General features: G+C 45.0%; 6 protein-coding genes and 1 pseudogene. 1 reads left to right on the forward strand and 6 read right to left on the reverse strand.

Annotated elements, in window-relative coordinates; genetic code table 11:
* Window positions 1-54 precede the first annotated feature (54 nt).
* Both tcdA and mltA read right to left on the reverse strand, forming a co-directional pair.
* Window positions 55-867, reverse strand: coding sequence for a tRNA cyclic N6-threonylcarbamoyladenosine(37) synthase TcdA (gene tcdA, locus GFB47_RS08025; protein ID WP_153447517.1), 813 nt, complete (start codon window positions 865-867; stop codon window positions 55-57).
* Window positions 868-986: 119 nt separating this feature from the next.
* Window positions 987-2078 (reverse strand): murein transglycosylase A, encoded by a 1092-nt coding sequence (gene mltA / locus GFB47_RS08030; RefSeq protein ID WP_407701701.1) that lies wholly within the window; start codon window positions 2076-2078, stop codon window positions 987-989.
* A gap of 271 nt (window positions 2079-2349) precedes the next feature.
* Here mltA and argA point away from each other — a divergent pair, with 271 nt between their 5' ends.
* Window positions 2350-3681, forward strand: a complete 1332-nt coding sequence (argA, locus tag GFB47_RS08035) for an amino-acid N-acetyltransferase (protein ID WP_153447518.1) — start codon at window positions 2350-2352, stop codon at window positions 3679-3681.
* Window positions 3682-3981: 300 nt separating this feature from the next.
* On the opposite strand, the gene GFB47_RS08040 is transcribed toward argA, so the two are convergent.
* The 4 genes and pseudogenes from GFB47_RS08040 to recC all read right to left on the reverse strand — a co-directional run bounded on the left by GFB47_RS08040 (window position 3982) and on the right by recC (window position 14159).
* Window positions 3982-4443 (reverse strand): YhcH/YjgK/YiaL family protein, encoded by a 462-nt coding sequence (locus GFB47_RS08040; protein WP_153447519.1) that lies wholly within the window; start codon window positions 4441-4443, stop codon window positions 3982-3984.
* Window positions 4444-4458: 15 nt separating this feature from the next.
* Window positions 4459-6759, reverse strand: a complete 2301-nt coding sequence (recD, locus tag GFB47_RS08045; RefSeq protein ID WP_153447520.1) for an exodeoxyribonuclease V subunit alpha — start codon at window positions 6757-6759, stop codon at window positions 4459-4461.
* Window positions 6759-10522, reverse strand: a pseudogene (recB, locus tag GFB47_RS08050) (exodeoxyribonuclease V subunit beta). Before recB ends, recD begins: the two are co-directional and overlap by 1 nt.
* Window position 10523: 1 nt before the next feature.
* Entirely contained in the window at window positions 10524-14159 is a 3636-nt protein-coding gene (gene recC, locus GFB47_RS08055; RefSeq protein WP_153447521.1) for an exodeoxyribonuclease V subunit gamma, read from the reverse strand.
* Window positions 14160-14226: the final 67 nt, after the last annotated feature.

The raw sequence follows: 14226 nt of genomic DNA on the forward strand, positions 1-14226 counted from the left end.
GCTTCACTCGAGCTCCGAAGAGCAAAAGACGATTAAGCTCCTCGGCTCTCGTGGCTAGTTTTTAGCTTTAGCTTTTAACAAGATTTTTTCTACAATCCTTGCCACTGCGACAAAACCAAAGCTGGCGGTTACTACGGTTGCTGCGCCAAAGCCACTGGCACAATCCATACGTTTAGGCCCTTCGGCGGTGGATTTCACCCCGCACACACTGCCATCAGGTTGTGGGTATTTTAATTGTTCGGTTGAAAACACACAATCAATGCCAAATTTACGCTGCGGATTTTTGCTAAAATTATGCAAACGACGCAAGGTGTCTTTCAATTTTTTGGCTAATGGGTCTTGCACCGTTTTGGATAAATCCGCCACTTTGATTTGAGTCGGATCAACTTGTCCACCCGCACCACCAATCGTGATCACTTTAATTTTATTACTGCGGCAATAAGCGAGTAAGGCCGCTTTTGGTTTTAAGCTATCAATCGCATCTAATACGTAATCAAATTCTTTAGAGATATACTCAGCAGTGTTATCTGGGGTGATAAAATCATCGATTAACGTCACTTCACATTCAGGATTAATTAGCCTGACACGTTCAGCCATCACTTCAATTTTGCTTTGCCCAACCGTGCCAGTCATTGCATGGATTTGACGGTTAATATTGGTGACACACACATCATCCATATCGATAAGGGTGAGATGCCCAATCCCCGTTCTAGCTAAGGCTTCCACCGCCCACGAACCCACGCCACCAATCCCGATCACACACACATGCGCCGCGCGTAAAATATCCACTTCACTATGACCATACAAACGGCGAGTACCACCAAAACGTTGGTTATAACTGTCTGATGCGGGTTGTTGTGTGTTCATAGGTAAGCCTTTGTGAGTCTAACGGAGCGCAAGCACCAATAAAAAAAGAGCGCGCATTATACCTCAAAATCCGAGGCGAAATGCACACTCTTATACAAAACATCAACTGGGTAGAATAATTAATTCTTTGGCAGTGCTAATGGCGGCGCTGTTAAATCTAATTTCCACACTCGACCAAAATGACGGTAATGACCCGCCGCAATACCAGCGCGAGCGCCCATGCCATGATACAAATCTAAATGGCCACCTTTGACAGCCCCGCCGGTATCTAACACGATCATCAATTTCATGATATGCACCCCAGTCCATTTGCCGTTAGCGTCCAATAATGGCACTTCGGCAAGGATTGGGGTTCCCATAGGAAAAATACTGCGATCGCCGGCAACCGATGCCATTGGCAATAACGGTATACCGGCTGAACCGGCCACTCTTGCACCCGGCTGGCGATCAAAGAAGACATACGATGGATTTTGCTCCAGCAACTCTTTTACCGTGTCAGGATCGTTTTTAGCTACCCAATCTTTAATTGCTTTCATCGACATTTTTTCTTTAGGAATAATATCGCGCTCGATCAATATTCGTCCAATACTGACATAAGGATGGTTATTTTTTCCGGCGTAAGCAAAGTAATCTAAGGTGTCATCATCGGCGTAATGGACAAAGCCGCTACCCTGCACTTCCATTAAAAATGGGTCGATCATGTTAGAGGCGTAGCCTAATTCCAATCCTTTCCCCTCTAAAGCGCCGTCATAAACTTGCGCCCTAGTTGGACACACGGCACCACATTCAGGTTTGCCATAAACGGGGTATTTAAATAAATGATCTGGGGTATGACGCATTTCAATCACAGGCGAGAAATAACCGGTAAATAAGATATTGCCTTTTTTATCAGCGCCGCCTAGTTGATCAAAATTCACCCCATATTTGGCTAACTCGTTAGGATCGCCACTTTCTTGTGCCCACACATTTAATTGCGCGTATAAATTATGATATTTCGCTTTTAAAGAGGGGGATTTTTTCTCGACTTCCGCAGCTTGAGCGGCAAAGGTAGTGTAATCGCGCGCGGCGGTTGAATCGACTTTATCTTCAGCGGTTAACGTGGCCGACAAAGACCCATCTAAATATTGCTGTCCTCGCTCGGTTGGACTGGCACACCCCACCATTAAAATTGCGCCGCCACAGGCCAAGGTCAGTTGAGAATAACGCTTCACTGTCGACCAAGCAGGCAAACTAGACAATGAAGAAAATATTGAGAATAGAGACACGAGATAATCACCATAAAAGGGGTTAAGAGAGAGTTTCGAGCAGCATGACAAAAATACCCAAAAGGCACAAGCAAGATGAACAGTTAAGACACATCTCTCAACATTTTATTTGGTTTATGGCACAGTGTATTACGATCAATATTATAAAATAACCATTGCACCACAATGAATAATTAGTCATTATTTTAATATAAGTAATCATGGAAGGTTGTATAGAATGCGCAGTACTGCATTAGTGAAAGGATTTCGTCAATCCGCCCCTTACGTTAACGCTCATCGTGGTAAAACCATGGTAATCATGCTCGGTGGAGAAGCCTTTACCGATAGCAATTTTGACAACATCATCAACGACATCGCTTTGCTGCACAGCTTAGGAGTCCGAATTGTGTTGGTGTATGGCGCTCGTCCTCAGATTAATGCCAATTTAGCCAAACATCAATGTGAATCGTCTTATCATAAAGGCGTTCGTATCACCAATGAAAATGCGCTCGGCATGGCGATGCAAGCGGCGGGACAATTACAACTTGCCATCACTGCCCGCTTATCGATGAGTTTGCGTAATACGCCAATGCAAGGCACTCAACTGAATGTCGCCAGTGGTAATTTTATCATTGCCCAGCCGCTGGGAGTGGATGATGGTATCGATTATTGTCATAGCGGCAAAGTTCGCCGTATTGATCACGCCGCCATTAATCGCATGTTAGATATGGGCTCGATCGTGCTACTCGGCCCTATCGCCAGTTCGGTCACCGGAGAAAGCTTTAACTTAATGTACGAAGATGTGGCTACTCAAGTTGCCATTCGTCTTAAAGCTTATAAACTGATCGGATTTTGCTCAGAGCAAGGCATTCTTGATAACGAAAACCACGTGATCCCCGAATTATTCCCAACGTGCGCCGAAAAAATCGTTCAAGACATTGAAGCGCAACATGACACCGAAAATGGCCACTCCAGCGGTACATTTCGTTTTTTACGTGGCGCGATCAGTGCCTGTCGTGCCGGCGTGCCTCGCTGTCACTTAGTCAGTTACAAAGCTGATGGTGCGCTGCTGCAAGAGTTGTTCTCCTTTGATGGGATTGGTACTCAAATCGTCATGGCCAGCGCTGAACAAACTCGTAATGCTGACATTCACGATATTGGCGGGATCTTAGATCTGATCCACCCTTTAGAAGAACAAGGCATTTTAGTGCGTCGTTCGCGTGAACAACTTGAACAAGAAATTTATCAATTTACCATTATCGAAAAAGACAGCCTGATCATAGGCTGTGCCGCCCTCTATCCTTATATCGACGATAAAATGGCAGAAATGGCGTGCGTGGCCATTCATCCTGATTACCGAGATGGCGATCGCGGCGCACTATTGCTCAATCACATGCGTCAACAAGCCAAGCAAAAAGGGATCACGAAACTGTTTGTCCTCACCACTCACAGTTTGCACTGGTTTAGAGAACAAGGCTTTGAGGAAGTTGGGGTGGAATCGCTACCAATGGCAAAACAAGGTTTGTATAACTATCAACGTAAATCAAAAATTTTGGTATTGAAGGTTTGAACTGAAGCGCGGGATGCGAGGACGCTACGCTCGGGTTGCGGGTAAATTTCATAAATTTAATGACCGATCAAGATTGAGTACAGAGAAAAGTGTAAAAGGCCATGGATGGCCTTTTCTCAAGCGTCCAAGGATGGGACAGCGTCTTTTCGGCGTATTCAATTGATCCGATAATCACCTCAAAAAAAACGCTTCGCACCAGATCAAAGTTACCTCAGTAAAGGCTTTGATCTCGCAGCGAAGCGTTTTCGGTTTTTGCTTTTAACTTTTCGGCTCTCGATACCAGACTCTCGGTTCTCTAGCCTAAATCATACTCTTATGCACTTTTACCACGATTTTTTTGATCGCCATTGGCTCGCGCGTCGCGCATTGTGGTCGATGTGATTCACCCGGATAGAAAATAATAAAGTCATTCGCACGCAAGGAAATATAACTCTCATTACCGACTTCATTAAACAGCAGCACATCATTGGTGTACTCCGGCTTATCTAACAATGGCTGAGGCGTTTCAATTGAATAACCAAACGTTTCTTCTCCTTCAAGTAGAAGTTGGATATCAAGATAATCACGGTGAATTTCTGTTTTTCGCAACTCTTTTGGCTCGGTTTCTGGTGTCATCAGTACACAAAAAACGTTGTCGCCATCAATATTATAACGACCGGTTTCTTCATGATTTGCCGCAATTGTCAGTGCTTGCTCAAGATAATTTAAAAAATGAGCCGGTAGAAAACTCCACTCCAAACGTTTTACATTTCCAAAATACATAGGCTATTGTCCATTCTAATTTTTTATTAATTTTTCACTCAAACCACTGGTACGCTTGGTTTTAATGGTAACACCTTGCGCCAAAACCTGTGGATTGGCGAATAAATCTAAGCGAGATTTAGCTCGTGTAACGCCAGTATAAATTAATTCGCGCGTTAGAATAGGGTTTAATTTCACAGGTAGAAGCAAAACAGTATGCTCAAATTCACTGCCTTGCGATTTATGGATCGTCATCGCAAAAGCCAATTGATGGGATGGGATCCGACTAGGCAGGATGCCTTTTATTCGACCATCTGGCATTTCAAAATACACTCGCAGTCTTGCCACCTCTTCCGATTCATCCAGTAAACACATCCCAATATCCCCATTATGCAAACCTAACGAGGCATCATTTTGGCTGATCATAATCGGTTTACCGACATACCATTGTGCATTATCTATCGGCTGAATAAGGCGCTTTTGAGTCAGCGCTTTTTCAATTGCATCGTTCATGCCTTGTACCCCAAACTCCCCGTCACGCACTGCGCACAATAAACGAGTCGAGGCAAAAGCATTGAGAACATCACGAGCCTTTTGCTCCATCTCAGTTTTGCTTTTCTCACTGACGCCACCGGATAAACCATTACAATACGCTTGGAAACCTTGCACCAATAAAGCCAACAATTGAGGGCGAATTTGCTTTTGGGTTAATGGGGCATCTGCAATACTAGTGCTGGCTTGGCCATCCGCAGCAGACACTGCCGTATCGGGGTAAAACGGATGCAACGTAATATCATTAAAACCTTGTTGCCAAGTGCGTTGCATTTGTTGTGCATCGCCAGCGTTCATCGCTTTGGCTAATTGACCAATGCCAGAGCGGGCATGGAAACGATAACTCTTTTGCAGCATGCATAAACTGTCGGCAATCGAACTGCCTTGAGTGGCACATGGCAGAGTGTCGAACTGGGTTAATGTCGCCAGTGTGTGCAAATAATTAGCTTGGTATCCCACCTCAGAAAATCGGCAAATATCCCCTAAAATGGCCCCCGCTTCTACCGACGACAGTTGATCTTTATCACCCAATAAGATTAATCTCGCCTGTTTTGGTAGTGCTTCGAGTAATCGGAACATCATAGGCAAATCGACCATTGAGGCTTCATCGACCACTAAAATATCCACATGCAATGGATTAGTACGGTTATATTTATACGCTACGGTGTTGGGTCTTGCGCCTAACAAGCGATGAATGGTACTAGATTGGGCTGGCAATAACGCTTTCACTTGAGGCGCAATCGGCAGTTGATCGATAGCATTGCCAATGGATTCGGTTAAACGCGCGGCCGCTTTTCCGGTTGGCGCCACCAGCTTAATGGTAGGAACCTTCACTTGAGTTGGATCGGACTCGCCCAGCGATTGCTCAATCAAGGCGGCCAATAATTTCGCTACCGTGGTGGTTTTTCCGGTACCTGGGCCACCTGAGATCACCGCAAAACGACGGGTTAATGCTACCGCCGCCGCCACTTTTTGCCAATTTAGACACACCGATTGCGGCACTAAGAAGTCTAAAACCTGTAGGTCATCCACCGTTTTAGCTTGAGTTAGCGCGGTATCAATTGCCGCCCAATCAAGAGTCGTTTCAGATGCCATTCTATCAAGTTGTACATCCAACATTTCACACACCCATTGCTGGCGCTGAATTTGACTGGATAACGTATCGCAAAGCTTATCCCATAAATAACCATAATCGCGCGAAAACAAGCGATTTAAGGTTTGAGTGAGTTGCTTAATTTGTAATGAGCTTAAGGCCAACGGTTCGGCGCGTTGACGCAATTGCTCTGCCACTTGACTTTCGTATTGCCAATACCGATTTAAGTAAATACGGCGATTTTCCAACACCAAAGGTTGCGGCGCACTGCTGCCAAGGTCGGCTAATTTTGGATCGAGTGTCACTAATAATGAATCGCGACAAACTTGCTGCCAGTCACACGATTTAAGCGATTCGAGCCACTCACCATAATCTTGCTGTAACTTTGGTTGGCGCTTAAATAAGAAACGCAGCGATAGGCTTTCAAACAAATCCCATTCATCCAGATTAAGGCAAATATGGCCACGACCAAACTCATAACTCACCATACAGGCCAGTAATGCCATCGATTCTGCATGGGTGGTGCGGCTCCCTGTCACCACTAAATTGGGCACTTGTGGTTGAGATAAAAGCTGTTGTTGATACACCCAGCCACCTAATTGCACATCAATGGCTCGTAATAGACCATCGGTTTGCAACCGATGCATAAAGCTGAGTGCGCGGTTAGCATTTTCTTGAATTTGAGTCTCCATTAGAAAAGCTCTCCTTGTTGTTGGCCTTCATCTTTATCAATGCTGTTTTTATCGGTGCTAGGTTTATTTATGTCAGATGAAACATCGGCGATCAGTGCATCTAATTCGGTCAAAAAAGCCAAACTTGGACGAGTATTAAACACGCCATGAGGTTGAGCCTTAACCTCTAATGGATCCGGTTTTGAGAACCCGCGTAAGAAAACATAATACACTCCGCCAAAATGCTGCTGATAATCATAATTGGCTAAACGACTGCGCAAGTAACGATGCAGTGCCAGCGAATAGATTTGATATTGCAGATCATAACGATGATCGAGCATGGCATTTTCCAATTGGTGTTGTTGATAATCATGATAACGATCGCCCAAATGATTGGATTTCCAGTCAAGCACGTAATACTTTCCTTGATGCTCAAACACCAAATCAATAAAGCCTTTCAACATACCTTGCACCGGAAAGAAACCTAAATCTTGCGCTTGGGCAGAAAGCGGATCATGTTGATGAAGGATGTTATTCAGCGGCATGGCCGATAACGCTTCAATAGGCAATAAAAACTCCATTTCAACCAAACGTTGCGCTGGCAATAAGCCCGATAAACACAAATCTTGCCCGTCTAATGGCGTGTTGAGCACGTTATCAACCATGGTTTGCAACGTTGGCAACCATTCAAGCGGGTAATCTTCTTGCTTTAATAACGCTTCAATTTGCGCGGTATTGTCAGCGCTGGTCGCCGCTTGGGTAAATTCAATATTTTCAAACACACTATGCAAGAAAGTGCCAGGACGAGCGCCACGCGGAAAGGCAAACATCGACCAAGGATCGGCTTCAATCTGCGCCTGTGCATCATTAGGATCATCGAGATCCCAATCCCCATTGGCATCGGATTGAACCCATTGACTATCGAGCACCGCATCGCTATCAATTGGTTTGTCTAAATCCACCGCAACATCAAATTCCGCTGATTGATGAGCATCGCTAGTATGAGCATGAGATTGCTTAATCAAGCTTGAATAACTGGTCATGTGCCAGCAGCGGTCAATACGCGCTTTCAATTGTAGCGCTTGATAATCCGTAATTTTACTTGGTTGGGGAATATATGGACTGGCTGGGGTATCTGGCAGTGCATCACAAATCGTCACCGCTGGCACTTTGCCTGCCAATTCAGCACAAGCGTCACTCAAACCACTTGGGTCTAATGTCTCATGATGTTGCAATAAATAGCCGAGCGCACTTTTTTCGCTGCTCGATACTTTGCCATTGCCTTTTTTAATCGAGGTCACGCCAATAAACAAGCCATACACAGCGCGAGTTAAGCCAACATACAATAAGCAAGCAAATCTTCGGCTAAGCGTTCTTTTTCTGCCAGTTCCAACCCCTCTTCAGGTTTGGATAAATCGAGCATGGTTATTTGGGCTTCATCGTCGTGGTATTTCGCCACACTGCTTGCGCGGTAGTTCATCACAAACGGCATAAATACCAAGTCATATTCCAAGCCTTTGGATTTATGAATGGTGATGATCTGCACCAAGTTACGCTCCGATTCCAAACGTTGCACTTGATCGCCCGCGCCATCATCGTGCTGTTCAATATTATCGGCTAACCAACGGATCAACGCGCTTTCACCATCGAGTTCTAAGCTGGCTTGTTGCGTCAGTTCGGCTAAATGCAACAGATCGGTCAGTTTACGTTCGCCGTCATGATCCTTATCGGCACCATCACTGGCTTTTGCTAACAAACGTTCGGCAATATGACGTTGCGTTAATACCGCGCGGATCAAAGGTAATACACCACGTTTTAACCAGATCTGTTGATAGTTTTCAAATTCATTCACGATCGTTTCCCACGCATTTTCATCAGTGTTAAAACTATCGAGTTGTCCCATGCTCAAATCAAATAAATCACTGGCCAAAATAGCGCGCAGCGAACCGGCATCACTTGGATTGAGCGCGGCCGTTAATAAGCGCAATACATCTTTTGCCACCACGCTATCAAACACACTGTCACGATTAGACAAATACACACTGGCAATGCCTTGCTGTGACAGCGCTTGTTTGACTTGTTTGGCTTCGCGTCCGGTGCGCACTAATACTGCAATATCACTGGCTTGAATGGCGTGAGGCTGGCCTTTTTTATCATTAAAGACCCCATTACCTTGTTGCGCCGCCGATAAAATATGATTGATTTGATAGGCGGTGGCATTGGCCATTTCAGCGGTGTAATCATCGGCTTTCACTGGCGCGCCATCATCACTTTTATGCAGCCAAACATTGAGTGCGGGTTGCGGTTGCCCATTGAGGCTCCAATGCATAAGATCGGCTTTGGGGCTGGCATTGACCGGTAAAAATGGAATGTCATCGTTATAAATAAATGGGTATTGATCAAATTCAAAGATGCCATTCACTCCCTCAATGACCGCTTGGCTAGAGCGCCAGTTGGTGTCTAAGGTGTAGTGAGCACTAACTTCATTGCGAGCTTGAATATAAGTAAAAATATCCGCGCCACGGAAGCCATAAATCGCCTGTTTAGGATCGCCAATCATAAACAAACCACATTGGGAGTGCTCAAGATAAATACGGCTAAAGATTCGGTATTGCAATGGATCGGTATCTTGGAATTCATCGATCATGGCAACGGGAAATAATTGGCGAATACGTTCGGTTAATAGCCCTTGTTCATCGCTTTCAATCGCACCACCAAGCTGACTTAATAAATCATCAAATGATAACCAACTATGGGCTTTTTTCGCTTCCAGCAACATTTTTCGACATTGGGTAATGGCGCGATATTTGAAGAACAAGCCAAAGTCTGGTTGGTTATCAAGTAGCTCATCAATCGCAGTAAAAACCTCATGGGTAGCCACTGGCGATTTTTTGGTTTTGTCGTTGATTCTTTGCTGAGAAAACTTCTCTACATGCTCATGGATAAAACCACTTCGGTCTTGGCTTTGCGCCCAATCGGATACTTGCGCCACCCAATTAGGCAAGTTGCGCGAACTGTAAGAACGTTTATCGACCGCAGACTCACTGATCACATCATTAAAGTTCTCTTTAGCATCGCGCCATAATTGCTTCACCTTATCAATCCGTTTAAGATTTTCTTGCAACAACAGATCTAAATCCACTTTGGGATCGGTGCTCATATCATTAGGAAAAGTTAACGCTTCACCAGATAAATAATTTGAAATCTCATGCAATAAATCTTGCGGGGATGACCACACTTGGCTGACTTTTATGGTTAAATCGGCCGACATCGGATAAAAAGTGCGACGCCAATAGTCACTCACCACTTGCAGTTTTAATTGGCTTTCATCGGTGAGTAATTCATTTTGGAAACGACTGCCCGATTCAAAGGCATTTTGGGTCAGCATCCGTTGGCAAAAACCATGAATAGTAAAAATGGCCGCTTCATCCATTTGGCGTTCCGCTTGCAGTAAAATTGCCACCGCACTTTGGTGATCGGTCACCTCGTCCAATAGCCGACAGATAATAGCATCGTCACTCTCGCCGCGACTAAACGCGATGCGGGCTTCATGAATACGGCTGCGAATACGACCGCGCAATTCCATTGTTGCCGCTTCGGTAAAGGTCACCACCAAAATCTGATCAACGCTTAATGGTTGCTCATGAGCGCTTTTACCGCCATGACCCAGCAATAAACGCAAATATAACGCCGCAATGGTGAAGGTTTTTCCGGTTCCAGCAGAGGCTTCAATTAAGCGCGCACCATGCAAAGGAAACGTCATACTATTAAGTGATTGCGTCATATTATTGTTTCCCTGTTTGGTCTGAAACTGCCACGGTTTTATCAAGCATAGGTTTTAACACCGCCTCACCACGTTGTAATAATTCAGCTCCCAACTCTGGCGTCCATTGCTTCCAAATTCGTTGAATATAATCGTTACTGCCTTCGCCGGCAAAGCTGTAACTGTCTTGGAAAACTTTCGCCATCGCTTTGATTGCTTTTTCTTTATCACTTTCTTTCGTAAACCCAAACCAAGTCGAATTATTTTGACTCCAATCGGATTTTTCATACCCTACTTCGACTCCAGCCATGGCGGTTTTTGGCACAAAGCATAACGGCGCATTTAAGCCTTGGTAGTAATACCTCACTAATTCGGTGAGTAAATCTAAAGCCATATTTTGCTCAAGAGCTTGAAACTGAAAGTGTTGCAAACCTTGTTTATTCAGCCCCAACAGTTCGCTGGTTTGACACACGCCACTGGCATTCATGCACAGATGTTCTAACCAGCACCCCAGCATATTAACGCCATGTATTGAGCCGGTGCGGTAGCGAACCAAACTGGTTTTATTTGAAGTAGCGGCGTCTGAAGTAACATCGGGAGCTGAGTGTCGATAAAGACCATTCAACCAGCCGCTGATTTTAAGTGGGTAAACCACCCCATCAAGCTCAATCGTAAGGCTAAGATTGATTTCAATGTCCGGTTGCAACTGCGCAGTTAACTGAGTTAATGGCGGGATCAGTTGTTCGACCTTATTGATCAATTGCGTCGAAGTTAGCTGGCCAAACTGGGCCAAGGGTAATTTCCCTTGCGCGCTTTGTTCCCCAATCACCTGCTGAGCTATCGAGCTAAAATCGTGGTTTGGATCGCCATTAACTCGCGCTGCCAACCATGCGCTAAGTAAGTGTTCACTAATCTGGTACGACTCTAAACCATTCAGGTTAAACGGTTCATCATCACTGCAATTGGATAATGCTTCACTGCCATCAAAATACGCTTTTAAACGTTGATTGAAGAAGTACTTAACCGGCAAGCGCCAAAAACGTTGTAACTCTTGCAGTTCAAGTGAATACACCCCAAGGTGGTCCGGTTCAAGTTGTTTGATGTAAGGTTCTAACTCCGCTGGCGCTTCATTATCTCTTGAATTATCAATGCCATCCGCCACGTCAATTGAACGTGCCACCGGAAGCCACTCTTTGGCATAACTGGCAATGGCGGGATCGTAGTCGTTATCGTGTGCATTGCCGGTAGCAAACACACTGGGGCTAAAGGGCACCAGCGGATGATAATGGGTGATCGTGTTTATAAGCGCCACACCAGAATCATCACTTGGTAAGTGCTCACTACCAATTAAGGCATAGTTTTGTTGGCAGTATTCCAATAACTCCGCCACCAGCACCGATGGCTCTTTGGCGCTGTTATCTTGGATCGAGCGCCCTGCGTAACTGATGTATAAATTGTTTTGCGCCGATTGCAGGGCTTCTAAAAACAAATAGCGATCATCATCTCGGCGCGAACGGTCACCTGCGCGAGTTCGCCCTGCGATCAAATCAAAACTTTCAGGATTGACACTGCGTGGATACAAACCATCATTCATGCCTAACAAGCATACAGTTTTAAAGGGGATCGAGCGCATTGGCATCAAGGTACAAAAGTTCACTTGTCCAGCTAAAAAGCGCTGACTGACACGCGAACTGGAGAGGTGATCTTGTAAATATTGCTCTAGTACTTGCGGTGAAATCGCATCGGTAACGCCGGCATCGCTTAATTGTTGCTGTAACTGCTGCAAACAAGCGCGAATCGACGCCAACACGCTTTCGCCTTCTAAGTCGACCGAGAAGAAATCCTCTAACAGTTTAAATAAGGTATGTTGCCAATTGTCAAAGGATTGAGTTTGTAGCAATTGGTCGCGATAATACTGCAAACAGCGCACAAATTCGGCTAATTTACCGGCAAGCTCCGCATCCATGCCTTGGGCTTCATCAAAGGGTGCGATATCCCCTTCGACACCATGAAATAATCCTGATTGCTCAGAAATCGCATACCCCATCAACATCCGTTCGATACCGAATAACCAAGTGTTGTGTTTTTGATTCGGCAATTCAAACTGTTGTGCGGTTTTCTCATCTAATCCCCACCGGATCCCCACTTGCTCAACCCAATTAGTCACTCGTTCAAATTGCTGTGGTTCAATCCCAAATCGCGCCATCACCGCCGGCACTTCTAGCAGTTGTAAAATTTCGGATGCTTGGCAACGCTGTTTTGGCAACGCTAATAAAGCCATAAACGCTTGCAGAATAGGATTTTCTTGATCGGCGCTGCGATCGGAAATCGAATAAGGAATAAAACGCTCATTGGGCGCATTGCCAAACACTGCCTGAATGGCATGACTGTAGGCATTAATATCCGCCACCATCACGATAATATCGCGCGGTTTTAAACTAGGGTCGGCATCAAACATGGCCAATAATCGATCATGTAACACTTCTACTTCGCGCATCGGGCTATGACAAACATGCAATTGCAGCGAATGGTCGCCCAACGCTATAACGGGTTTGTGCTCACTATCGTTTAGTTTTTGATCGTCTTGATGTTCGCGTAATTCTAAGATATCGGCTTGAATACAATGCAGTAAACTTTGCGACTCAATATCGACAAACGCGTCGATTTCATTGGCTTCCAGTTGAGACAGCAAATACAGATTATCGCGCCCAAGTTTGCCCATAGAAGCCAATAAACTATTGCCTACCGCCTCTTCCGTATGCAGTTGTTGCCATTCTGGTTGAGCATTTTGTTCAATGCTGCCTTTCAATTGTTCGGTGGCTTCACCTAACTCAGAGTGATTATGCAACCAACGCATTTTTTGCCGATTTTTCGCCGCCAACTTGGCCAGATATTTACGGTCTTTCACATCGCCCCAGTAATAACGACAAGGATTGGTAAACATTAAATGTACATCAATATGCTGGCCAAGAGCATGCAGCGCATCCATATATCGAGGGGGTAGCGCGGTAATACCAAACACAAATAAACGCGGTGGTAATCCTTGTGGCGTTTCCAGCATAGATTCTAATGTATCAATGAAATGATCATAGAGATTGGCTCGATGATAAGGTGATTGATCGAGCGCCACGGTTTGATCGTACAAAGCTTGCCATAAAATAGGTTGCCATGGATGCTCATCGCCGAGCTCTTCCACCACCTCACCCGCTTCCCAAGTGGCGATCCATTCAGGGCGATAAACTAAATAACCATCGAAAGTGTCGGCAATTTTCTCGGCTAATTGATAGCGTTTGGATTGGTCATCATCGTCTTGCAGGTACTGTTTAAGTGGCGAAAATTCGGCTAGTTCTAATTGCTGCGGCAACAGTTGCATTAATTTCCAGGTCATCGCTTCTTTATTAAAAGCGCTGCGCTTTGGAACATCAGTCAGCACCTTGGTAAACATTTCCCAAATAAAGGTCGCCGGTAGCGGAAAGGTTAAGTTGGCTGCCACACCAAACTCTTGCGCCATTTCCATTTTTAACCATTGTGACATGCCTGGGCTTTGCACCAAGATTTGCTCTGAATCGAACGGATTTTGCAGTGGATTTAAACGAATCAATTCCACTAATAATGATTTAAGCACATCAACTTGGTTGGAATGGTAAATAGTAAACACAAGGCACCTGACAATAATTTTGGAGGGATGGTAAAAGACTATCACAAAAGCCATTTTTCACCCTATA

The organism is Vibrio algicola (assembly GCF_009601765.2).
Classification (GTDB): Bacteria; Pseudomonadota; Gammaproteobacteria; order Enterobacterales; family Vibrionaceae; genus Vibrio; species Vibrio algicola.